Annotated in this window: 22 protein-coding genes and 3 tRNA genes; 5 read left to right on the top strand and 20 right to left on the bottom strand. The window is 72.3% G+C overall.

The window, feature by feature from the left end:
• The first annotated feature begins 10 nt into the window (after nt 1–10).
• Nucleotides 11–1,057 carry an adenosine deaminase gene (locus G3I53_RS29300; RefSeq protein WP_164334182.1) on the top strand — a complete coding sequence of 349 codons (1,047 nt, stop codon included), beginning with the start codon at nt 11–13 and terminating at the stop codon, nt 1,055–1,057.
• Between the two features lie 53 nt (nt 1,058–1,110).
• Here G3I53_RS29300 and G3I53_RS29295 read toward each other — a convergent pair whose 3' ends face one another.
• From G3I53_RS29295 to G3I53_RS29255, 9 genes are all read right to left on the bottom strand, one after another.
• Entirely contained in the window at nt 1,111–2,166 is a 1,056-nt protein-coding gene (locus G3I53_RS29295) for a UDP-N-acetylmuramate dehydrogenase (RefSeq protein WP_164334183.1), read from the bottom strand.
• Between the two features lie 83 nt (nt 2,167–2,249).
• Nucleotides 2,250–2,630, bottom strand: a complete 381-nt coding sequence (locus G3I53_RS29290; protein ID WP_164334184.1) for a DUF3291 domain-containing protein — start codon at nt 2,628–2,630, stop codon at nt 2,250–2,252.
• Between the two features lie 108 nt (nt 2,631–2,738).
• The gene (locus tag G3I53_RS29285; RefSeq protein WP_164334185.1) at nt 2,739–4,178 is read right to left on the bottom strand and encodes a DHA2 family efflux MFS transporter permease subunit; all 1,440 of its coding nucleotides are present in this window, start codon (nt 4,176–4,178) and stop codon (nt 2,739–2,741) included.
• Between the two features lie 107 nt (nt 4,179–4,285).
• The gene (locus G3I53_RS29280) at nt 4,286–4,861 is read right to left on the bottom strand and encodes a TetR/AcrR family transcriptional regulator (protein ID WP_203591837.1); all 576 of its coding nucleotides are present in this window, start codon (nt 4,859–4,861) and stop codon (nt 4,286–4,288) included.
• Between the two features lie 219 nt (nt 4,862–5,080).
• Complete coding sequence (locus tag G3I53_RS29275; protein ID WP_164334186.1) at nt 5,081–5,509, bottom strand: MaoC family dehydratase; 429 nt, start codon at nt 5,507–5,509, stop codon at nt 5,081–5,083.
• 8 nt (nt 5,510–5,517) lie between these two features.
• Nucleotides 5,518–5,970 carry a MaoC family dehydratase N-terminal domain-containing protein gene (locus tag G3I53_RS29270; RefSeq protein WP_164334187.1) on the bottom strand — a complete coding sequence of 151 codons (453 nt, stop codon included), beginning with the start codon at nt 5,968–5,970 and terminating at the stop codon, nt 5,518–5,520.
• Nucleotides 5,971–6,083: 113 nt separating this feature from the next.
• Nucleotides 6,084–6,248 carry a 50S ribosomal protein L33 gene (gene rpmG / locus G3I53_RS29265; protein WP_003948671.1) on the bottom strand — a complete coding sequence of 55 codons (165 nt, stop codon included), beginning with the start codon at nt 6,246–6,248 and terminating at the stop codon, nt 6,084–6,086.
• 88 nt (nt 6,249–6,336) lie between these two features.
• Nucleotides 6,337–6,409: transfer RNA gene (locus tag G3I53_RS29260), tRNA-Met, on the bottom strand.
• Between the two features lie 46 nt (nt 6,410–6,455).
• A tRNA-Thr gene (locus G3I53_RS29255) sits at nt 6,456–6,528 on the bottom strand.
• A gap of 555 nt (nt 6,529–7,083) precedes the next feature.
• Here G3I53_RS29255 and G3I53_RS29250 point away from each other — a divergent pair.
• Together G3I53_RS29250 and G3I53_RS29245 are read left to right on the top strand one after the other, a co-directional pair.
• Complete coding sequence (locus tag G3I53_RS29250) at nt 7,084–8,340, top strand: amidohydrolase family protein (RefSeq protein ID WP_164438949.1); 1,257 nt, start codon at nt 7,084–7,086, stop codon at nt 8,338–8,340.
• A gap of 198 nt (nt 8,341–8,538) precedes the next feature.
• Complete coding sequence (locus tag G3I53_RS29245) at nt 8,539–9,195, top strand: SDR family oxidoreductase (protein ID WP_164333293.1); 657 nt, start codon at nt 8,539–8,541, stop codon at nt 9,193–9,195.
• A 48-nt stretch (nt 9,196–9,243) separates the two neighbouring features.
• Here the strand turns inward: G3I53_RS29245 and G3I53_RS29240 are convergent, their stop codons facing one another.
• From G3I53_RS29240 to G3I53_RS29225, 4 genes are all read right to left on the bottom strand, one after another.
• On the bottom strand, nt 9,244–9,456 hold the full coding sequence (locus G3I53_RS29240; RefSeq protein WP_164333294.1) for a hypothetical protein: 213 nt from the start codon (nt 9,454–9,456) through the stop codon (nt 9,244–9,246).
• A 165-nt stretch (nt 9,457–9,621) separates the two neighbouring features.
• Nucleotides 9,622–9,816 carry a hypothetical protein gene (locus G3I53_RS29235; RefSeq protein ID WP_164333295.1) on the bottom strand — a complete coding sequence of 65 codons (195 nt, stop codon included), beginning with the start codon at nt 9,814–9,816 and terminating at the stop codon, nt 9,622–9,624.
• Nucleotides 9,813–10,787 carry a hypothetical protein gene (locus tag G3I53_RS29230; protein ID WP_164333296.1) on the bottom strand — a complete coding sequence of 325 codons (975 nt, stop codon included), beginning with the start codon at nt 10,785–10,787 and terminating at the stop codon, nt 9,813–9,815. The genes G3I53_RS29235 and G3I53_RS29230 overlap by 4 nt, the downstream gene beginning before the upstream one ends.
• 219 nt (nt 10,788–11,006) lie before the next feature.
• Nucleotides 11,007–11,088, bottom strand: a tRNA-Tyr gene (locus tag G3I53_RS29225).
• Nucleotides 11,089–11,320: 232 nt separating this feature from the next.
• Here G3I53_RS29225 and G3I53_RS29220 point away from each other — a divergent pair.
• Nucleotides 11,321–11,809, top strand: a complete 489-nt coding sequence (locus G3I53_RS29220; RefSeq protein WP_164333297.1) for a YajQ family cyclic di-GMP-binding protein — start codon at nt 11,321–11,323, stop codon at nt 11,807–11,809.
• Between the two features lie 145 nt (nt 11,810–11,954).
• Here G3I53_RS29220 and G3I53_RS29215 read toward each other — a convergent pair whose 3' ends face one another.
• Nucleotides 11,955–12,221, bottom strand: coding sequence for a GlsB/YeaQ/YmgE family stress response membrane protein (locus G3I53_RS29215; RefSeq protein ID WP_164333298.1), 267 nt, complete (start codon nt 12,219–12,221; stop codon nt 11,955–11,957).
• A gap of 122 nt (nt 12,222–12,343) precedes the next feature.
• Between G3I53_RS29215 and G3I53_RS29210 the strand changes: the two genes are divergently transcribed.
• Complete coding sequence (locus G3I53_RS29210) at nt 12,344–13,594, top strand: APC family permease (protein WP_164333299.1); 1,251 nt, start codon at nt 12,344–12,346, stop codon at nt 13,592–13,594.
• A gap of 175 nt (nt 13,595–13,769) precedes the next feature.
• On the opposite strand, the gene G3I53_RS29205 is transcribed toward G3I53_RS29210, so the two are convergent.
• The 6 genes from G3I53_RS29205 to nuoK all read right to left on the bottom strand — a co-directional run bounded on the left by G3I53_RS29205 (nt 13,770) and on the right by nuoK (nt 20,752).
• The gene (locus tag G3I53_RS29205) at nt 13,770–14,165 is read right to left on the bottom strand and encodes a YccF domain-containing protein (RefSeq protein ID WP_164333300.1); all 396 of its coding nucleotides are present in this window, start codon (nt 14,163–14,165) and stop codon (nt 13,770–13,772) included.
• Nucleotides 14,162–15,025, bottom strand: coding sequence for a zinc metalloprotease HtpX (htpX, locus tag G3I53_RS29200; protein WP_164333301.1), 864 nt, complete (start codon nt 15,023–15,025; stop codon nt 14,162–14,164). Before htpX ends, G3I53_RS29205 begins: the two co-directional genes overlap by 4 nt.
• Nucleotides 15,026–15,255: 230 nt before the next feature.
• Nucleotides 15,256–16,755 carry an NADH-quinone oxidoreductase subunit N gene (locus G3I53_RS29195; protein ID WP_164333302.1) on the bottom strand — a complete coding sequence of 500 codons (1,500 nt, stop codon included), beginning with the start codon at nt 16,753–16,755 and terminating at the stop codon, nt 15,256–15,258.
• Nucleotides 16,752–18,323, bottom strand: a complete 1,572-nt coding sequence (locus tag G3I53_RS29190) for an NADH-quinone oxidoreductase subunit M (RefSeq protein WP_164333303.1) — start codon at nt 18,321–18,323, stop codon at nt 16,752–16,754. Before G3I53_RS29190 ends, G3I53_RS29195 begins: the two co-directional genes overlap by 4 nt.
• 6 nt (nt 18,324–18,329) lie before the next feature.
• The gene (locus G3I53_RS29185) at nt 18,330–20,324 is read right to left on the bottom strand and encodes an NADH-quinone oxidoreductase subunit L (protein WP_164333304.1); all 1,995 of its coding nucleotides are present in this window, start codon (nt 20,322–20,324) and stop codon (nt 18,330–18,332) included.
• On the bottom strand, nt 20,321–20,752 hold the full coding sequence (gene nuoK, locus G3I53_RS29180) for an NADH-quinone oxidoreductase subunit NuoK (RefSeq protein WP_164333305.1): 432 nt from the start codon (nt 20,750–20,752) through the stop codon (nt 20,321–20,323). The genes G3I53_RS29185 and nuoK overlap by 4 nt, the downstream gene beginning before the upstream one ends.
• Between the last annotated feature and the right edge of the window lie 161 nt (nt 20,753–20,913).

Genomic DNA, 20,913 nt, shown 5'->3' with positions numbered 1-20,913 from the left:
CGATCGGGCAATGGAACGTGTACGTGATGTCTCCCGGCTGCCGAAGGCCCATCTGCACCTGCACTTCACCGGGTCGATGCGCCCCACCACGGTGCTGGAGCTGGCCGACAAACACGGTGTCCGTCTCCCGGAGACGCTGACCGACGCACTGACCAGCGGCAGGCCGCCCGAGCTGCGGGCCACCGACGAGCGGGGCTGGTTCCGCTTCCAGCGGCTGTACGACGCCGCGCGCTCCTGCCTGCGGGAGCCGGACGACATCCGGCGGCTGGTGCGCGAGGCGGCGGAGGAGGAGCTGCGGGACGGCTCGGGCTGGCTGGAGATCCAGGTGGACCCGACGTCGTACGCGCCCCGGCTGGGCGGGCTGATCCCGGCGCTGGAGATCATCCTGGACGCCGTGGAGACGGCGCAGCGGGACACCGGGCTGCGGATGCGGGTGCTGGTGGCCGCGAACCGGATGAAGCACCCGCTGGACGCGCGCACCCTGGCCCGGCTGGCGGTGCGGTACGGGGACCGGGGCGTCATCGGCTTCGGCCTGTCCAACGACGAGCGGCGCGGGATGGCCCGTGACTTCGACCGGGCGTTCGCGATCGCCCGCGACGGCGGCCTGCTGTCGGCACCGCACGGCGGTGAGCTGACCGGCCCGGCGTCGGTGCGGGACTGCCTGGACGACCTGGGGGCGAGCCGGATCGGGCACGGGGTCCGGGCGGCGGAGGACCCGTGGCTGCTGAAGCGGCTCGCCGACCGTCAGGTGACGTGTGAGGTGTGCCCGGCCTCGAACGTGGCGCTGGGGGTGTACGACAAGCCGGAGGACGTGCCGCTGCGGACGCTGTTCGAGGCGGGTGTGCCGCTGGCGCTGGGCGCGGACGATCCGCTGCTGTTCGGCTCCCGGCTGGCGGCGCAGTACGAGATCGCGCGGGAGCACCACGGGTTCACGGACGCGGAGCTGGCGGAGCTGGCCCGGCAGTCGGTGCGGGGGTCCGCGGCGCCGGACGACGTGAAGGCGGAGCTGCTGGCCGGCGTGGACGCGTGGCTGGCGGAGCCGCCGGCGGCCGGCTGATCCGTCTCTTCTGCCGGGCCCGGCGGTCCCCTCGGGGGACGGCCGGCCCCGGCTCAGAGGTGCACGCCCACCGTCACCGGTTCGTTGACGAGGGTGATGCCGAAGGTGCGGTGCACACCGGCGACGACCTCCCGGGCGAGGGCCAGCAGGTCCTCCGTCGTCGCGCCGCCGCGGTTGGTCAGCGCGAGGGTGTGCTTGGTGGAGATGCGGGCGGGGCCGGTGCCGTAGCCCTTGGTGAACCCGGCCTTGTCGATCAGCCAGGCGGCGGACGTCTTGGTCCGGCCCTCACCGGCCGGGTAGGCGGGCGGCTCGGCGTCGGGGCCGAGGTGCTCCCGCACGCGCGCGCGGAACGCCTCGAACGCGTCGGCGGTGAGGATCGGGTTGGTGAAGAAAGAGCCCGCCGACCAGGTGTCGTGGTCCTCGGGGTCCAGGACCATGCCCTTGCCCGCGCGGAGCTTGAGCACCGCCTCGCGTGCCATGCCCAGGGGGACGCGGTCGCCCGGTTCGACACCGAGGGTGCGGGCGGTCTCCGCGTACCGGAGGGGCCCGGACAGGCCGCCCGCGTCCTCCAGGGCGAACCGGACGCGCAGCACGACGTACCGCTCGGGGTCGGCCTTGAACCGGCTGTGGCGGTAGGAGAAGGCGCAGTCCTCGTTGGCGAGGGTGACCGTCTCGCGCGCGGTGCGGTCGTAGGCGACCACCTCGGTGATCGTCGAGGAGACCTCCTGGCCGTACGCCCCGACGTTCTGGATGGGGGTGGCGCCCGCCGAGCCGGGGATGCCGGCCAGGCACTCGATCCCGGCCAGCCCGGCCTCCACGGTCCGGGCGACGGCGTCGGTCCACACCTCTCCGGCCGCCAGTTCGAGGCGGGTGCCGTCGAGCGTGAAGCCCCGGGTGGCGACGACGAGTGCGGTGCCGTCGAAGCCCTTGTCGCCGATGACGAGGTTGGAGCCGCCGCCGACGATCAGCAGGGGCGTCCCGGTGTCGTCGGCCTCGCAGACGACGGAGATCACCTCGTCGTCGGTCGTCGCGGTCACCAGCCGGGCGGCGGGACCGCCCAGCCGGAGGGTGGTCAGCGGGGCGAGGGGAGCGTCGTGGAGTTCCTGCACGCGCCCAAGACTACGGCCCCCGCCGGCCGGTCCGGCGGGGGCCGTGCGTGCGGTCACGGGGACGCGGGCACAGCGGCGGCGCATCAGGTCAGACGGCGCTGTACCTCGGTCCAGTCGACCGGCAGATCGTCGCTCCTGGCCGGCCAGGAGACGAACTTGGAGTCCCGCATGTGCGCGGAGAGCTTCCGCGCGGCCGGCCCGTGCGGGCGGCTCCGGGCGAAGGCGGAGAGCGCCTTCGGCGACTCCCAGGCGGACAGGGTCCAGAAGGTGCGGCGCAACGGCTCCGCCTTGAGCGACGCCCCGTACGCGCCGGGTGCCCGGCTCACCTGCCACCAGATGGACGGGGTCTTCAGGAAGAACCGCAGGGCTCCCCAGAGGCTGCGGGTCTCGAAGCGGGAGGCGAAGACGTGCACCTCGGTGTGCGGCGGCGGGGTGTTCGGGACGGTCCAGGGGAGGGTGGGCATGACGGGGTCCTTCCTGCTTGCCGGGGCCGGGTGCCGGGTGTGGACGGTGCGTGCGTCGGTGCCGGGTGTCGGGGGTGCGTGGCTCGGGGGCCCGGGGGCCTGCGGCCGTCAGGGCACCTTGTCCAGGACGGGTGCGGCTGCCGGGGCCGCCGGTGGTGCGGCGGGGCCGCCGGTCCTGCGGGCCGGGATGAGCAGTGCGGCGACTCCGGCGAGGGCGACGGCCGCGGAGCCCGCCACGAGGGCCGGCCGCATGCCGTCGACGAAGGTCTGGCCTGACTCGTAGCCGCCGCGGGCCGCGAAGATCGAGGCCATCACCGCGATGCCGAGGGCGCCGCCCACCTCCCGCAGGGCGTTGTTGGCACCGGAGGCGATGCCCTGCTCGGTCTTGCGGACGCTGGACATGACCAGGTTGGCGGCCGGGGCGAAGAACAGGCCCATGCCCACGCCGCTGATGATCAGGGCGGGCAGCTGGGCGGCGTAGGGGACGTCGGTGGTCACCACGACCGCGAAGTACCCGAGGCCGAGGGACTGCAGGAACAGCCCTGCGGCCACGACCGGGCGTCCGCCGATGCGGTCGGAGAGGATGCCCGCGACCGGCGCGACCAGCATGGGCATGCCCGTCCAGGGCAGCATCCGCAGGCCCGCCTCGGTGGGCGAGTAGCCGAGCACGTTCTGCAGGAACTGGGCGAGCAGGAAGATCGAGCCGAACATGCCGAAGAACATCAGCAGGCTGGCCGCGTTGATGCCGGCGAAGGCCCGGGAGCGGAACAGCCGCATGGGCAGCATGGGGTTCCGGGCGCGGGTGCTGTAGAGGACGAAGCCGACGAGCAGCGCCGTGCCGGCGAACAGGCCGGTCAGGACGGCGGGGCCGGTCCAGCCGTCGGCGGGCCCGCGGACCAGGCCGTAGACGATGCCGAAGAGTCCGCTGCTGGCGAGCAGGGTGCCGGGGACGTCGAGCGGGGCCCCGGTGCCGTAGGACTCGGCGAGGCGCAGACGGGCGAGCGGGATGAGGGCGAGGCCCAGCGGCACGTTCAGCCAGAAGATCCACTCCCACGCGATGTGCTCGGTGAGGCTGCCGCCGACCAGGGGTCCGGAGGCCACGGCGAGTCCGTTGACGGCGCCCCAGATGCCGTAGGCGGCCCCGCGCCGCGCCTCGGGCACGGCGGCGGTGAGCAGGGTCAGCGTCAGGGGCATCATGACCGCCGCGCCGGCGCCCTGGACCGCGCGGGCGGCGATGAGGGCGTCGATGCCGGGGGCGAGGGCCGCGGCCGCGGACGACGCGGTGAAGACGGCGAGGCCGGCGATGAAGAGGCGCCGGCGGCCGAAGCGGTCACCGAGGGCGGCGCCGAACATCAGCAGCACGGCGAAGGTGAGTGTGTAGGCGCTCACGGTCCATTCGAGGTCGTGCAGTGCGCCGCCCAGGTCCTCTCGGATGGAGGGCAGCGCGGTGGTGACGACGAGGTTGTCCAGGGCCGCCATGAAGCCGGCGACGCTGGTGATGACGAGGGCCCAGGCGGCTCCCCCGCGACGTTCGGTGTGAGGTGACATCGCTCCCCCAGGAGGTGATCGCACTCGATGTTGATTAGTAATCGATGACTAACTTTCGCGGCCATGAAAGAACGGCCCCGTCCTGGGGACGGACGGATCCCCAGGACCTACGGCGACGCCGGCTCCTGCCCCTCCTCCGGTTCCGGCAGGGCGAGGCCCTCCCAGACACGGTGCTCCGGCGGGAACCCCATGGCGACCAGGCAGTTGATGAGCATGCCGTAGGCCATGAAGGTCGTCGTCTCGCGGACGTCGGCCCCGAGGGCGAGGTGCACGGTGTCCCACAAACGCGTCCAGCCGTCTCTCACCGTGGCACCGAACTCGTGGTCGCCCTCCCGCTCGGCGGCCGCCACCGCGAGATACATCTGCATCTGCATCTGGAGCTGTTCGGGCTGTTCCGCGATGGTCCTGTTGTAGGCCTGCGCCATGGCGCGCAGCGCCTCCTCGCCCTCCAGACCTTCGGAGGCCTCCGCGAAGGCGCGGATGGTGTCCTCCACGCACTGTTCCGCAGCCGCGAGGAAGATCGCCTTCTTGCTCGGGAAGAGCCGGAAGAGATACGGCTGCGAGACGCCGACCCGCTTGGCGATCGCCTCGGTCGAGGTGCCGTGGTAGCCGCCACGCGCGAACTCGGCCGTCGCCGCGCGGATGACACTCCGCCGCCGCTCCTCCGCACTCATCCTGACCATGAGACGTAAGTTAGTACTCAATCACTAACTACGTCAAGAGGGATTCCGATTCCGGGACGGACCCGGGGAGGGCAGCGGTAAGGGGCGCCCTCCAGGGAGGAGCGCCCCTTACCGGCCTGCATCGCCGGCCCTGCCGACCCCGGACCGATGTCGGCACCGGAGCGGCAGGCCGGGCGGACCCGGGCCCGGACTCGGACCCGAACGCGACTCGGATCCGGCTCAGGCGAGCCGCACGACCGCGCGGGACATGCCGAGCACCTTCTGCCCCGCACTGGTCACCGTGAGGTCCACCCGGACCGTGTTGTCGTCGAGCTTGGCCGCGACCTTGCCGCTCACCTCGATGGTGGCGCCCTGGTCGTCGTCAGGGACGACGACCGGCTTGGTGAACCGGACGCCGTACTCGACGACCGCGCCGGGGTCCCCGGTCCAGTCGGTCACCACGCGCACCGCCTCGGCCATGGTGAACATGCCGTGCGCGATGACGTCGGGCAGGCCGACCTCCTTGGCGAACCTCTCGTTCCAGTGGATGGGGTTGAAGTCACCGGAGGCGCCCGCGTACTGGACGAGAGTGGCGCGGTTCACAGGGAAGGTCCGAGCGGGCAGCTCGGTGCCGACCTCGACGTCGGCGTAGGCAATCTTCGCCGTCATGGTGTTCGTCACGCCCCCTCGGCCGCGCGGGCCACCAGCTTGGTGCGGGCGGTCACGACGTGCTCGCCGGCCTCGTCGTACACGTCCCCGCGGATGTCCAGGAAGTCGTTGCCCGCCATCGACTTGATGCCCTCGATGGTGGAGACGACGGAGAGCCGGTCACCGGCCCGGACCGGGCGGGTGTAGGAGAACTTCTGGTCCCCGTGCACCACCCGGCTGTAGTCCAGCCCGAGCTGCGGGTCGGCGACGACCTCACCGGCGGCCTTGAAGGTGATCGCGAAGACGAAGGTCGGCGGGGCGATCACGTCCGGGTGGCCCAGCGCCTTGGCGGCCTCCACGTCGGTGTACGCCGGGTTGTCGTCCCCGACCGCCTCGGCGAACTCACGGATCTTCTCCCGGCCCACCTCGTAGGGCGCGGTGGGCGGATACGTCCGCCCCACGAAGGACTGGTCCAGCGCCATGCGCGCGGCACCTCCTGTGTCGGCTGTTGACGGGCATCGTCGACGTGCAGTGCGGTGAAACGACGCGAGGCCGCCCCCAGTGGTTCGGGGACGGCCTCGTGTACGAGCCTGTTTTATCGCGTTTCGCGGTGCGCGGTGTGCGCATTGCAACGCGGGCAGTGCTTCTTCATCTCAAGACGGTCCGGGTTGTTACGCCGGTTCTTCTTGGTGATGTAGTTCCGCTCCTTGCACTCCACGCAGGCCAGCGTGATCTTCGGGCGGACGTCGGTGGCAGCCACGTGAGTGCTCCTTGACGAACGGATTGACTGAATTAACGCAGGAAGAGTAGCCGATCGAAGGACCGACCCCGCAATCGGCTACTGTCTGTAGCGGTGACCGGACTTGAACCGGTGACACAGCGATTATGAGCCGCTTGCTCTACCGACTGAGCTACACCGCTGAGATGCGATCGGGCCCCGCCTCGCGACGGGAACCTCCCACACCAGAGCCCCAAAACGGAATCGAACCGTTGACCTTCTCCTTACCATGGAGACGCTCTGCCGACTGAGCTATTGGGGCGAGCGAGGAAGACATTACACGCTCCGCGGCCGATCGCCCAAATCCGATTCGCGGGTCCGATCCACTCGGAACCGTCGGTCCGCGTCACTCGGAACCGAGGGTCCACGTCACTCGGAACCGTCGGTCCGCGTCAGTCGGAACCGAGGGTCCGCGTCACCCGGATCAGCCGGTCCGGCTCCCTCGGCACCATCGGTCCGCGTCACCCGGAACCATCGGTCCGCCCGCTCGGAACCGCTCCTCTCCCCCTCCTCTCCCCCTCTCCTCCCGCGCCCTCCCGCGCCCTCGCCGTCCTCCCCGATCGCTGCCCGAGGTCCTCTCCGCCCTCCCGGCCACGGGCAGTTCGCCGCGCCGCCCGCCTTCCACCGCGCCGCTCCGGGCGCACTGCCCGCCCGCGCACCACCACGCCGGTACGACTATTGCGCTCCTCCCGGCGAGGGACGGGTCGCCGCCCTAGGCTCTACTCACTCTGCGTGATCTTGCCTCTGAGTGACCTTGTCACTGCGCGGTCTGCGGGTCCTCGGGTCCTTCGCGCGCAGCCCGAGCCCCTGGAGTGCGATGCCCGACAGCCAGCCGCAGCCGCCGTCCTCCTCCTCGTCCTCCGGCGCGGCCGTCCCGCCCCCGCTCCTGCTGTGCGGCGCCCGGCTGACCGACGGCCGGATCGTGGACGTGCGGCTGGGCAGCGGGCGTATCGAGGCGGTCGGCACGTCCGGCAGCCTCGCGGCGGACGGCTCCCGCGCGTGCGGCACCCGGGTCGACCTCACGGGCCACCTGCTCCTGCCCGCCCCGGCCGAGCCCCACGCCCACCCCGCCACGGCGCTGTCCGCCGACATCGGCGGCCCGGTGCCCTACGACCCCGAGGCCGTCCAGCGCCGGGCGACCGAGGCGGTGCTGCTCCAGCTCGGACACGGGGCCACGGCGCTGCGCGCCCACGTGCGGGTGGGTGACGTGGCCGGTCTCGGTGCGCTGACCGCGGTGCTCCGGGCGGCGCGGTCGCTGCGCGGGCTGGCGGAGCTGACCACGGTGGCGATGCCACGGGTGCTGACCGGAGTGGCCGGCGCGGAGGCACGGGCGGTCCTGCGGGACGCGGTGAAGATGGGCGCGGCCGTGGTGGGCGGCTGTCCGGACCTGGACCCCGACCCCACCGGGTACGTGGAGGCGGTGCTGGAGGTCGCCGCCGAGCACGGCTGCCCGGTCGACCTGCACACCGACGCCGCCGAGCCGGCCCTGCTCACCCGCCTGGCGGCGATGGTCGGCGGGCTGCGCCCCGGGGTCACCCTCGGTCCCTGCGCCGGCCTCGCCCGGCTGCCCGCCGACCAGGCCGCCCGTACGGCGGACCGGCTCGCGGCGGCCGGGGTGACGGTCGTGTGCCTCCCCCAGGGCGGCTGCGGTGCCACGGACCGCCGGGGTGCCGCTCCGGTACGGCTGCTGCGTGCGGCCGGCGTCCGGGTCGCCGCGGGAAGCGGAGCCCTGCGGGACGTGTCGAACCCCGTCGGCCGCGGTGACCCGCTCGAGGCGGCGTATCTGCTGGCCTCCGGGCACGGCCTGTCCCCCGCCGACGCCTACGCCGCGGTGAGCGCGTCGTCGCGGGCGGCGCTGGGCCTGCCCGAGGTGCGTGTGGAGGCGGGTTTTCCGGCCGAGTTGCTGGCGGTGCGCGCGGACAGCCTGCCGGGCGCGCTGTCCCTGGCGTACAGCCGTGTCGTGGTGCACCGGGGCCGGGTGGTGGCCCGCACCAGCGCCGTGCGCGAGTACTGCGGTTCGGCCACGACGGCGGAGCTGGGCCTGCCGCGCCAGGGACGCGGCGGAACCCCGTGAGCGCCGGTGGGCGTGCCGAGCCCTCGACTCCCGCCCACCGTCGGGAAGTTGCCTGACGCTGCGGCGGTGCACGGCAGCGGGCCGGACCCCGGCACGGGCCGAGCGTACGGACGTTCCCGCGGCGGCGAATGCCGCAATCCGGAGTGGCGCATGCGCGTGGTGCGGCGAACGAGGGCCGCCCGGCGTACGGTCGAAGACATGCGCATTGTCATCGCTGGTGGTCATGGTCAGATCGCGCTGCGGCTCGAGCGGCTGCTCGCGGCGCGCGGATACGAGGCGGCGGGCATCATCCGCAAGCCCGAACAGGCGGACGACCTACGGCGGCTGGGTGCCGAACCGATCGTCCTCGACCTGGAGTCGGCGAGCGTGGAGGAGGTCGCACAGGCGCTGGAGGGAGCGGACGCGGCGGTGTTCGCGGCCGGAGCGGGCCCGGGCAGCGGGGCGGCGCGCAAGGAGACGGTGGACAAGGCGGCGGCGATCCTCTTCGCCGACGCGGCCGTCCGCGCGGGCGTGCGCCGCTTCGTCGTCGTGTCGTCGATGGGCGCCGACGCGTCCCACCAGGGCGACGAGGTCTTCGACGTCTACCAGCGCGCCAAGGGCGAGGCGGACGACTACGTGCGCGGCCTGGACGCCCTCGACTGGACGATCCTGCGGCCCGGCATGCTCACCGACGACGCGGGGACCGGCCTGGTCCGCCTGGAGGCCCACACCGGACGCGGTCCGATCCCCCGCGACGACGTGGCCGCCGTCCTGGCGGAGCTGGTGGACACCCCGGCGACGGCCGGGCTGACCCTGGAGCTGATCAGCGGGCAGGCCCCGGTGTCGGTGGCGGTGAAGTCGGTGGCGGGCAACTGAGCCGCGGCCGGGGCGCAACGGCGGGCAGGCGCGTACGCCCGGGCGCCCTCAGAACAGCGGCATCTGACCGGGGAACTCCGGCAGGACGTAGCCGTCCAGCCCCGGCTGCTCGGCCCCGGGGCGGGCCTGCCGCCGTGAACCGGGGCACGACGTGAGCTCCCCGCTCTGCCGTGCGCCGGGCGGATCGTGACGCGCGTACCGCCCGGCGACGACGGCGATCTCACGACGGCACTCGGGACACGTTCTGCGACGGGACGACATGACGCCAGTGTGCCCGTGCCCGGTCCGAGCCAGAGCGAGAGGAACCCCTGCGCGCCGCGGAAACGCGGAACGGAGGGGTTCCTCTTACTGGTGTCCGTGCGGCGGCCTGCCACCGCGCCCGTACCCGTACCCGCACCCGGGACCGGCCGTCGGGGCGTCAGGGCGTCAGGGCCTCGGATCTCGCTCGGTCCGGCCCCGGCCGGCCTGTCGGCGCAGGACGGCCGCGCCGCCCAGCGTGGCCGCCAGGAGGACCGCCACCAGGGCGAACGTCGCCCACACCGGCGGTTCCAGCGCCCGCAGCACCAGCGCGCAGACCACACTGACGACCGCGACCGTCAGTGCCGCGGCGCTGTTCCTCACGAGTACTTGCAGTTCTTGTCGCTGACGATCTTCCACTTGCGCTTGGAACCGAACTTGTTCTGGTAGCACTTCTTCGACTTGAGCTTCTTCACCTCGGCCCACGTCGGGAAGAGCACCTTGCCGCCGACCGCGAGACCGCAGGCGGTGCCGAGGATCAGCTTGGCCTTGCCGCAGATGTAGGCCAGTCCGACCTCCACGCCGAAGCCCACGGCGAGGGCGGCGGCGCCGAGCTCGTGTCCCCACATGTTGATGTAGACGCCCCAGCCGAAGGTGATCTTCGGGTCGGCGACCACCGGGAACGCGGTGTTCTCGTTCGTGTCGATGTCCTGGACGAGGGTGTGCCCCTCGGCCGTGTAGCGGGTCGGCACCGGGCGGCCCTGCGCGTCCTTCGCCCAGGGGGCGGCGACGGAGCCGGCGACCGTCTCCTCCCCGCCCTCACCCTGCTCGACGATGTCGAAGCCGCCGCCGTCGTTCGGGCGCAGCGAGGCGCCGTCCGGGAGGTCCAGGTCGAACCGGTGCCGGGTGGGCGCGGCGCTGTCCTTGAGGGTGACGAGCGTCCGGACGGACCCCTCCACCGTGGGCTGCACGGCGAGGTCCACGGAGGGCGCGGCCCCCGGGTAGACGACGGTGCCGCTGCCCGCCCTGACTCCGTTCACGTCCTTGGCGCCGGCCAGGCGCAGGGTGAGGCGGTCACCGTCGGTGCCGCCGACCTCCACGGGGCCGTTGGCCGTGGCCGGGGCGGTGATGGTGACCGACTCCGCCTCGCGCTCGACGGTGGCCTCGGCGGAACCGTCCGCCCGTTCACGGGACGGAGCGAGGTCGGCCGCGCCCGTGGCGCGTTCCACGACGGCCGCGGCCTGGGCCACGGAGTTCGACGACGGTCCGTCAGCAGCGACGGCCGGAGCGATGGTCCCCACCAGAGCGGCGGCGGTGATCGCCGCGATACCGGCCAGCGGACGCCGGTACGACATTGCCCGAAGCAACGTTTCCCCCAGTTTTCGATTGTTCTATCGGTCGTTCCCGCCGGCATGGTCGGTGCCGGCGGCGGAGATGATCTTCCGTGTGTTTCCAGCCGTTGTAAAGCCGGGGTGACGGGGCTCACTGACAGGGTGGGGAGACTGTGCTTCCAGGCATGACGAAGGGCCCGTGACCTGCTTGAACAGCAGGTCACGGGCCCTTCGTTTCCCGTGTGGCGGCGCCAGGATTCGAACCTGGGAAGGCTGAGCCGGCAGATTTACAGTCTGCTCCCTTTGGCCGCTCGGGCACACCGCCGGGGTTGCTGCCCATGACCGCCTTGCGGCGGTGCTCCGTGGCAACGACGTAAACAATACCCGATGGGCAGGGGTGCTTCGCCACCCGATTGATCGCCACCCGGGGCGCGCGGGGTGGCTAGGCTTGTGCGGATGCGGCCCGGGACCGTTGCGGGGCTCGGTGGCCGCCCACGTTCGCCGGTACGGATGCGGTTCGCAGCCGATGCGCACCCCGATACAAGGAGCCACAGGACATGGCCGACTCCAGTTTCGACATCGTCTCGAAGGTCGAGCGGCAGGAGGTCGACAACGCCCTCAACCAGGCCGCCAAGGAGATCTCGCAGCGCTACGACTTCAAGGGCGTGGGCGCCTCGATCTCGTGGTCCGGGGAGAAGATCCTCATGGAGGCGAACTCCGAGGACCGGGTGAAGGCTGTCCTCGATGTCTTCCAGTCCAAGCTGATCAAGCGCGGCATCTCCCTGAAGGCCCTGGACGCCGGTGAGCCGCAGCTCTCGGGCAAGGAGTACAAGATCTTCGCGTCGATCCAGGAGGGCATCTCCCAGGAGAACGCGAAGAAGGTGGCGAAGATCATTCGCGATGAGGGGCCCAAGGGCGTGAAGGCCCAGATCCAGGGCGAGGAGCTGCGGGTCAGCTCGAAGAGCCGGGACGACCTGCAGACGGTCATCGCGCTGCTCAAGGGCAAGGACTTCGACTTCGCCCTGCAGTTCGTCAACTACCGCTAGAGCACCGCGCGGTGGGTCCGTGGCGGGCCCGCCCCGCAGTCGCCGCCGGGCGGCTGACGCAGCGTGAGACAAGGAAGGGTGGGCACCTCGCCGGTGCCCGCCCTTCCTTCGTGTCGTCCGTGTCGTCCTCCGTCGGCGGGTCGCGTCAGCGGCGTGAGTGGCCGAACAGCAGGCGGTAGGCGATCAGGAGGACCAGCGAGCCGCCGATGGCGGCGACCCAGGTGGTGCCGTCGTAGAAGTCCTTGGTGATCGGTTGGTCCAGCCAGCGGGACGAGATCCAGCCGCCGATGAACGCGCCGGCGACTCCGATCAGGGTCGTGCCGATGAGGCCGCCCGGGTCACGGCCCGGCAGCAGGAACTTCGCGATCGCCCCGGCCAGCAGGCCCAGGATGATCCAACTGATGATCGTCATACTCCGAGCCTGCCCTTTCGCTCCGCGCCACACCCTCCCGTTGCCGGGTGTTCATGCCGTTGTGACGGTAAGGACGCCGTGGATACGCCCGATGGTTGCAACGGTCAGTAGCGTGCAGCCTTATGACAGCACCTTCCGGCCCCGGTCTCCGCCGCACCCTCGGTGTCGGCGACGCCGTGGTCATCGGTCTCGGTTCGATGGTGGGAGCCGGGATCTTCGCGGCCCTGGCACCCGCCGCCCGCGCGGCCGGATCCGGGCTGCTCCTCGGGCTGGCGGTCGCCGCCGTGGTCGCGTACTGCAACGCGGCGTCCTCGGCCCGGCTGGCCTCCCGCTACCCGGCGTCCGGCGGCACGTACGTCTACGGGCGCGAGCGGCTCGGCGAGTTCTGGGGCTACCTCGCGGGCTGGGCGTTCGTGGTCGGGAAGACGGCCTCCTGTGCGGCCATGGCGCTCACGGTGGGTGCCTACGTCTGGCCTGAGCAGGCGCACGCCGTGGCGGTGGCGGCGGTGGTGGCGCTGACCGCGGTGAACTACGGCGGGGTCAAGAAGTCCGCGCGGCTGACGCGGGTGATCGTGGCCGTCGTGCTGGCCGTCCTCGCCGGGGTGGTGGCCGCGTCCCTGTCGTCGGGGCAGGCCGGGGCCGGGCACCTGTCCCTCGGGGCGTCGGGCGGTGTGAGCGGGATCCTGCAGGCGGCGGGGCTGCTGTTCTTCGCCTTCGCCGGCTACGCGCGCATCGCGACGCTCGGCGAGGAGGTCCGCGATCCGGCGCGGACGATCCCGCGCGCGATTCCGCTCGCCCTGGGCATCGCGCTGGCCGTGTACGCGGCTGTCGCTGTCGCCGTCCTCTCCGTGCTGGGGCCGGACCGGCTCGGGGAGGCCGTGGCTCCGCTGGCCGACGCGGTACGGGAGGCCGGGGTGCCCTGGCTGGTGCCGGTGGTGCGGATGGGTGCGGCGCTGGCCGCGCTCGGGTCGCTGCTCGCGCTGATCCTGGGGGTGTCGCGGACGACGCTGGCCATGGCCCGGGACCGGCATCTTCCGGTCGCGCTGGCCGCCGTGCATCCGCGGTTCCAGGTGCCGCACCGGGCCGAGCTGGCCGTGGGTGCCGTGGTCGTCGTCCTGGCCGCCACGGTGGATGTGCGGGGCGCGATCGGGTTCTCGTCCTTCGGGGTGCTGGTGTACTACGCGGTGGCCAACGCGTCCGCCTGGACGCTGGACCCGGGACCGTGGGCGCGGGTGGTCCCGGCGGTCGGGTTCGCCGGCTGCGCCGTGCTGGCGTTCTCGCTGCCGGGGGGCTCGGTGGTGGTCGGCGCCGGGGTGCTGGTGGTGGGCGCGCTCGTGTACGGAGCGCGGCGGGGGACGGCCTCCCTGCGGTAGGGGCCGCGGGGCGTACCCCGGTCCGTGACAACCACCGGCTGCGGATGCGTGATGCGTCCGTGCTGCCGGGGGACCCGACGGGTGGCGGAGCCAGGGCCTCTCGTCTGGATCATGCCGGGCTCGCGGGCCCCGTCCCCTGATCCGGCCTGATCCGGCCTGATCGAAACGAAAGACCCTAGTAGGTCGAGGTGAACGGGCGGTCCGTGCGGACGATCTCGCGGCCCATCGGGAGCAGCGACACCGGGATCAGCTTGAAGTTCGCGATGCCGAGCGGGATGCCGATGATCGTGAGGCACAGGGCGATGCCGGTGGCGATGTGGCCGAGGGCCAGCCACCAGCCGGCGAGGACCAGCCACAGGACGTTGCCCACACAGGACGGGGCGCCCGCGTCCCGGCGTTCGACGGCCGTGTACCCGAAGGGCCACAGGGCGTAGACGCCGATGCGGAAGGCGGCGATCCCGAACGGGATACCGATCACGGTGATGCACAGCAGCACACCTGCGAGCAGGTAGGCGAGGAAGAGCCAGAAGCCGCTGAGGACGAGCCAAATGACGTTCAGGATGGTCTTCACTGGGTGCGACCTGCCATCTTCTCGAGCCGGGCGATGCGTTCGGCCATCGGCGGATGGGTGGAGAACATCTTCGACAGCCCCTGGCCGGGACGGAACGGGTTCGCGATCATCATGTGGCTCGCCGTCTCGATCCGGGGCTCGGGGGGCAGCGGGAGTTGCTTGGTGCCTGCTTCCAGTTTGCGCAGGGCGGCGGCGAGTGCGAGTGGATCGCCGGTGAGCTGGGCGCCGGAGGCGTCGGCCTCGTACTCGCGGGAGCGGCTGATGGCGAGTTGGATCAGGCTGGCGGCGAGGGGGCCCAGGATCAGGATCATCAGCATGCCGAGGATGCCGGGGCCGTCGTCGTCGTTGGAGCGGCCGATCGGGATCAGCCAGGCGAAGTTCACCAGGAACATGATCACGGAGGCGAGGGCGCCCGCGACCGAGGAGATCAGGATGTCGCGGTTGTGGACGTGGCTGAGTTCGTGGCCGATGACGCCGCGCAGCTCACGCTCGTCGAGCAGGCGCAGGATGCCTTCCGTGCAGCACACGGCGGCGTTGCGGGGGTTGCGGCCGGTGGCGAAGGCGTTGGGCGCCTCGGTGGGCGAGATGTACAGCCGGGGCATGGGCTGGCGGGCCTGGGTGGAGAGCTCGCGGACCATGCGGTACAGCCCCGGTGCCTCGAACTCGCTGACCGGGCGGGCCCGCATCGCGCGCAGGGCGATCTTGTCGCTGTTCCAGTACGCGTAGGCGTTGGTCCCCACGGCGACGACGACGGCGACGACGAGGCCCGTGCGGCCGAAGAAACTGCCGATGAGGATGATGAGTGCGGACAGTCCCCCGAGGAGGACCGCGGTCCTGAGCCCATTGTGCCGGCGGTGCACGGTACGCCCTCCAAATCCTGCGGCAGGGGGACCCTTGCGCTTGCTTGCTGATCTTCCGTCCGACCTGTGACGCCACGGGTGTGCGGTGTCACGTCCAGTGGACCCTTCCCTTTCGGTCAACGCCAGGCGGGGAGCACTAGTTCCCTTGTGCGCCCGGCGGCACGGGGCAGCCGTCCGGGTGAGGGCGGGCCCGGGCAGCGGCCGGTGCCCCCGCCGGCCCGGGCCCCGGCTCAGAAGAGACCGGTGCCCGTGAACCGCAGGATCAGCTGGGGCGCCCCGGACAGGGCGATGCCGAGGACGCCGGTGACGGCCAGGGCGGCGGTCAGCGGGGCGGGGACGCGGTGCCCGGCCGGTGTGCCCTCGGGGGCGCGGAACAGCAGGGCCGTCCACTTCAGGTAGTAGACGAGCGCGATGACGACGTTGACGGCCATGACGACGGCGAGCCAGCCGAGGCCGGCGTCGACGGCCGCGGCGAAGACGGTGACCTTGGCGAAGAGGCCGATGATGCCGGGCGGCAGTCCGGCCAGGCAGAGCAGGAAGAAGCCCATGAGGAGGGCGGTCACCGGGTTGGTGGCGTAGAGGCCCCGGTAGTCGGAGACGCGGTTGAGGCGGTGGCCGCGGCCGACCAGGGCGGCGACGGCGAACGCGCCGAGGTTCACGGCCGCGTACATGAGGGCGTAGGCCACGGTGGAGCCGATGGACCCCTCGGCGTCGTCGGAGTACGCGGCGGCGGCGATCGGGACGAGGAGGAAGCCGGCCTGGCCGATGGACGACCAGGCGAGGAGGCGGACGGCGCTGTACGCGCGGGTGAGGCCCTGCCGGAGCGCGCCGACGTTCCCGACGGTCATGGTGAGGGCGGCGAGCGCGGCGAGCGCGGGCCCCCACACGTCGGCGTAGGAGGGCAGGGCGACGACGGTGACGAGGATGAGGCCGGTGAAGCCGACGGCCTTGCCGATGACCGACAGGTAGGCGGCGATCGGCAGGGGCGCTCCGACGTAGGTGTCGGGCACCCAGAAGTGGAAGGGGGCGGCGGCGGTCTTGAAGGCGAAGCCGACGAGGGTGAGGACGACACCGGTCTGGGCGAGGGTGACGAGCTGGCCGTCGACGTCCTGGACGCGCTCGGCGAGGCGGGTCAGGTGGAGGGTGCCGGTGGCGGCGTAGAGGAAGCTGACGCCCATCAGGCTGACCGCGGTGGCGGTGACGGACGAAAGGAAGAACTTCAGGGCCGCCTCGGAGGACCTGCGGTCGCCGTACCGGAGGCCGACCAGCGCGAAGGCGGGCAGGGAGGCGACCTCCAGGGCGACGATCAGCGTCGCGAGGTCGCGGGCGGCGGGCAGCAGGGCGGCGCCGGCGGCGGAGGACAGCAGCAGGAACCAGTACTCGCCGTCGGGGAGCCGCCCGCGGTCGTCGCCGAGGGCGGTGACGGACAGCAGGGCCGTCAGGAGGGCGCCGCCGAGGACCAGGAACTGGATGACGAGGGTGAAGCGGTCGGCGGTGTAGCTGCACACGCCGGTGTCGCCGACCAGGCAGAAGGTGCTGCGGTCGGCGTCGAGGAGCGGCAGCAGCATGAGCGTGGCGGCGGCGAGACCGGCCACCGCCGTCCAGCCGAGGAGCGGTTTGCGGTGCTCGGGGACGAACAGGTCCGTGACGAGGACGACGAGTCCGGCGACCGCGGCGAGGGTGGGCGGCGCGATGGCCAGCCAGTCGACGGACTGGACGAGGGAGCTCATCGGATGCCTCCTGCGAGGAGCTGCTGCACGGCGGGGTCGGTGAGTCCGAGGAGGGCTCCCGGCCACAGCCCGGCCACGACGGTGAGGACGACGAGCGGCGTCCAGGCCGCGAACTCGTAGCCGCGCACGTCGGTGAGTTTCGGCGTGTCGCCCGGGGCGGCGCCCATGCAGACGCGGCGGACCACGACGAGCAGGTAGGCGGCGGTGAGCAGGGTGCCGAAGGCGCCGATCGCCATGAAGGTGAGGAAGGCGGGCCGGCTGAGGCCCTCGGCGGGGTCGAAGGCGCCGAAGAGGGCGAGCATCTCCCCCCAGAATCCGGCGAGGCCGGGCAGGCCGAGGGAGGCGACGGCGGCGAAGGCGAGGAGGCCGCCGAGGCGCGGTGCCCGGCCGTAGAGGGCGCCCGTCTGCTCGGCGAGGGTGTCGAGGCCGGTGCTGCCGGTGCGGTCCTTGATGGCGCCGACGAGGAAGAAGAGCAGGCCGGTGATCAGGCCGTGGGCGATGTTGGCGAAGAGGGCGCCGTTCACTCCGGTCGGGGTCATGGTGGCGATGCCGAGGACGACGAAGCCCATGTGGCCGACGGAGGAGTAGGCGATGAGGCGTTTGAGGTCGCCGTTCGCACCCGTCCGGGCGAGGGCGAGGCAGGCGAGGGACCCGTAGATGATGCCCACGACGGCGAAGGCGGCGAGGTAGGGCGCGAAGGTGCGGAACCCGTCGGGGGCGGCGGGCAGCAGGATCCGGACGAACCCGTAGGTGCCCATCTTGAGCAGGACGCCGGCCAGCAGGACCGAGCCGACGGTGGGGGCGGCGGTGTGGGCGTCGGGCAGCCAGCTGTGCAGGGGCCACATCGGGGTCTTGACGGCGAGCCCGATCCCGATCGCCAGAACGGCGATGACCTGCACGGATGTGGTCAGCGACCGGCCGTTGTCAGTGGCGAGTGCCACCATGTCGAACGTGCCTGCCTCGATGCCGAGCAGGAGCAGGCCGAGGAGCATGACCACGGAGCCGAGCAGCGTGTAGAGGATGAATTTCCAGGCGGCCCCGGCCCGGCCCTCGCCGCCCCAGCGGGCGATGAGGAAGTACATCGGGATGAGGACCATCTCGAAGGCGAGGAAGAACAGGATCAGGTCGAGGACGGCGAAGGTCGCCAGGGTGCCGGACTCGAGGACGAGCAGCAGGGCGACGAAGGCCTTCGGGGACGGTCCCGCGGACGGCTTGAAGTACGAGTAGAGGGCGCTGAGGAAGGTCAGCAGGGCGGTCAGGACCAGAAGGGGGAGGGAGATGCCGTCGGTGCCGAGGTGGATGCGCACGTCGAGCGCGGGGATCCAGCTGATGTCGGTCGTGGCCTGCATCTTCGACGGCTGGTCGTGGTCGAATCCGGCCGCGAGGGCGATCGCGGCCAGGAGGACCGCCCCGGTGACCGTGACGCCGTGCCGGAGCACGGCCTGGTCGGGGGACTTCCCCTTCAGCCCGGGCGGTGCGGGCAGCAGAGCGGCGGCGGCACCGAGGAGCGGGCCGACGACGAGGAACGCCAGAAGGAACTGCATCACGGACTCGCTGATATCGATCACGCCTGCTCACGCTCCCATGGCGACGAGGACGGCGGCGACCGCGAGGACGACGGTGCCGGCGAGCAGCGCGCTCACATAGGTCTGCACATTGCCGGTCTGGGCGCGGCGTACGGCGGTTCCGAGCCAGCGGGGCAGCGTGCCGGCACCGCGTACGTAGGTGTCGACGACCTCGCGGTCGAGGAACCGGACGAGTCCGGCGCCGGCCCGCACCGGGCGGACGAAGAGCGCCGTGTACACGGCGTCCAGGTGGAAGCCGGCGGCCGCGTGCCGGTGCAGCGGGCCGAGCAGCAGCCGTCCCGGATCGGACGGGTCGGGGGCGCCCGCGATGTCTCCGTAGGCGGGCCGGTGGCTGGCGATGGCTTCCGCCTCCACCTCGCCCGCGTCCGCCTCGGGGTGGGCGGCCACGGCGCCGAGCGGTACGCGGGCCGCGTGCGCGGTGGTGTGCCGCCAGGTGGCGTAGGTGACGATCCCGCCGACCAGGGCCACGCCCGTGCCGAGCACGGACGTGGTGAGGGTGGGGGTCAGGTCGTGCCCGTCGAACCAGTCCGGCAGCACGCGGAACGCGAGCCCGCCCAGGGCGAGTGACGGGACGGCGAGCACCCAGAGCACGGCGGTCATCGTCAGCGGCTGCCTGCCGTGGTCGGGCGCCTCGGCGCCGTGGCCGCGGAAGGCCAGCAGCCACAGGCGCATCGCATACGCGGCGGTGAGCAGGGCGGTGACCAGGCCGGCGAGGAGGACGATCCAGCCCGCGGCGGCGGGAGCGTGTTCCGTGTGGCCGGTGACGACGTGCTCGGCGACGCCAAGGACGGCCTCCTTGGAGAAGAAGCCGCTGAACGGCGGGATGGCGGCGAGCGCGAGCAGCGCCACGGTCATCGTCCAGTAGGCGTCGGGCACGCGGTCCCGCAGGTGCCCCATGCGGGACATGGCGGCCAGCGAGTTGGTCCCGGCGGCGTGGATGACGACACCGGCCGCGAGGAACAGCAGCGCCTTGAAGGCGCCGTGGGTGAGGAGGTGGAAGACGGCGGCTCCGCGGTCGGCGACGGCGAGGGCGCCGGTCATGTAGCCGAGCTGGCCGATGGTCGAGTAGGCGAGGACCCGTTTGATGTCGTCCTGGGCGAGCGCGGCCAGCGCCGAACCGGTCATGGTCACGGCGGCCATGACGGCGAGGACGGTCATCGCGGCCCCGGACGCCTCGAAGAGCGGAAGGAGACGGGCGACGAAGTAGACACCGGCGGCGACCATCGTCGCGGCGTGGATCAGCGCGGAGACGGGGGTCGGGCCGGCCATGGCGTCGGGCAGCCAGGTGTGCAGCGGGAACTGCGCCGACTTGCCCGCGACACCCGCCAGGAGGAGCAGCGCGATCACCGTCGGGTGTTCGATGCCGCCGCTCGCCACGGCGCCGAGGATGCGGGTGATGCGGAAGGACCCGGCGTCGTGGGCGAGGGCGAACAGGCCGATGAGGAAGGGGACGTCACCCAGCTTGGTGACCAGGAACGCCTTGAGGGAGGCGGCGCGGGCCTCGGGGGTCTCCCAGTAGTGGCCGACGAGGAAGTACGAGCAGATGCCCATGACTTCCCAGCCGACGAGCAGCACCATCAGGTCACCGGAGTAGACGACCAGGAACATCGCGGAGGTGAACAGGGAGACCAGGGCGGCGTAGGAGGGGTAGCGCGGGTCGTTGCGCAGGTAGCCGGTCGAGTAGACCTGCACGCAGGTGGCGACGGCACCGACCAGGACGGCGGTGAGGGCGGCGAAGCCGTCGATGTGCAGGGCGAGTTCGACGGGCACGGAGCCGGTCGGGGTCAGTTCGGTGGCGGCGTCGACGGCCCGGCCCCCGCCCTGGCGGGCGGCGACGGTCGCGGCGAGCACGAGGGAGGTGAGGGTCGGCAGGACGGCCAGCGGGCGGACGAAACCGGGGGCGGTGCGGCCCAGCAGCAGTCCCGCGATCGCGCCGAGGAACGGCAGGAGGGGGACGAGGACGGCGAGAGTGGTCGTGGTCACGCGGTGGCCTCAGCCTTCTCGGCGGCCGGCCCGGTCGCCTGGGCCGCGGGAGCGTCGCTGTCGGGTGCGCCGTCGGAGCCGCCCGGGCCGTCGGGTTCGTCGGGGCCGTGGCCCTCGGCGGTGTCGCGGAGCTTGTCGATGTCCGCGGTGCCCCGGTTGCGGTGGACCGCGAGGACGATCGCCAGCCCGATGCCGATCTCGGCCGCGGCGATGGCGATGGTGAACAGGGTGAGCGCCTGACCGGAGTGCAGGGTCTCCTCGGCCGCCCGGCTGAGCCACACGTCGAACGCGACCAGGTTCAGGTTGACCGCGTTGAGCATCAGCTCCACCGACATCAGGACCAGGATCGCGTTGCGGCGGGCGAGGACCCCGTACAGGCCGGTGCAGAACAGCAGGACGGACAGCACGGCGGGATAGGCGAGATGCATCAGCGGTCCCCTTCCGTGTCGCCCGGCACGGCGTCGCCGGCCGGGGGAACCGCGGGGCCGGCGGCCGACGGCTCGGACGGGCCGGAGGGAGCGGAGGGAGCGGGCGCGGCGGACCCGGCGGAAGGAGCGGGCTCGGCGGACCCGGCGGAGGCAGCGGGCTC

This window comes from Streptomyces sp. SID14436 (assembly GCF_010548465.1).
GTDB lineage: Bacteria > Actinomycetota > Actinomycetes > Streptomycetales > Streptomycetaceae > Streptomyces.
This window is presented reverse-complemented; position numbering and strand designations above follow the sequence as displayed.

What these genes read in the sequence shown, in the direction of transcription:
- G3I53_RS29300 (WP_164334182.1), top strand. Translation starts at nt 11, where the DNA reads ATGGAACGTGTACGTGATGTCTCCCGGCTGCCGAAGGCCCATCTGCAC.
- G3I53_RS29290 (WP_164334184.1), bottom strand. Translation starts at nt 2,630, where the DNA reads ATGCCCACCCTCCCCTGGACCGTCCCGAACACCCCGCCGCCGCACACC.
- G3I53_RS29285 (WP_164334185.1), bottom strand. Translation starts at nt 4,178, where the DNA reads ATGTCACCTCACACCGAACGTCGCGGGGGAGCCGCCTGGGCCCTCGTC.
- G3I53_RS29280 (WP_203591837.1), bottom strand. Translation starts at nt 4,861, where the DNA reads ATGGTCAGGATGAGTGCGGAGGAGCGGCGGCGGAGTGTCATCCGCGCG.
- G3I53_RS29275 (WP_164334186.1), bottom strand. Translation starts at nt 5,509, where the DNA reads ATGACGGCGAAGATTGCCTACGCCGACGTCGAGGTCGGCACCGAGCTG.
- G3I53_RS29270 (WP_164334187.1), bottom strand. Translation starts at nt 5,970, where the DNA reads ATGGCGCTGGACCAGTCCTTCGTGGGGCGGACGTATCCGCCCACCGCG.
- G3I53_RS29250 (WP_164438949.1), top strand. Translation starts at nt 7,084, where the DNA reads ATGCCCGACAGCCAGCCGCAGCCGCCGTCCTCCTCCTCGTCCTCCGGC.
- G3I53_RS29245 (WP_164333293.1), top strand. Translation starts at nt 8,539, where the DNA reads ATGCGCATTGTCATCGCTGGTGGTCATGGTCAGATCGCGCTGCGGCTC.
- G3I53_RS29240 (WP_164333294.1), bottom strand. Translation starts at nt 9,456, where the DNA reads ATGTCGTCCCGTCGCAGAACGTGTCCCGAGTGCCGTCGTGAGATCGCC.
- G3I53_RS29230 (WP_164333296.1), bottom strand. Translation starts at nt 10,787, where the DNA reads ATGTCGTACCGGCGTCCGCTGGCCGGTATCGCGGCGATCACCGCCGCC.
- G3I53_RS29220 (WP_164333297.1), top strand. Translation starts at nt 11,321, where the DNA reads ATGGCCGACTCCAGTTTCGACATCGTCTCGAAGGTCGAGCGGCAGGAG.
- G3I53_RS29215 (WP_164333298.1), bottom strand. Translation starts at nt 12,221, where the DNA reads ATGACGATCATCAGTTGGATCATCCTGGGCCTGCTGGCCGGGGCGATC.
- G3I53_RS29210 (WP_164333299.1), top strand. Translation starts at nt 12,344, where the DNA reads ATGACAGCACCTTCCGGCCCCGGTCTCCGCCGCACCCTCGGTGTCGGC.
- G3I53_RS29195 (WP_164333302.1), bottom strand. Translation starts at nt 16,755, where the DNA reads ATGAGCTCCCTCGTCCAGTCCGTCGACTGGCTGGCCATCGCGCCGCCC.
- nuoK (WP_164333305.1), bottom strand. Translation starts at nt 20,752, where the DNA reads ATGCATCTCGCCTATCCCGCCGTGCTGTCCGTCCTGCTGTTCTGCACC.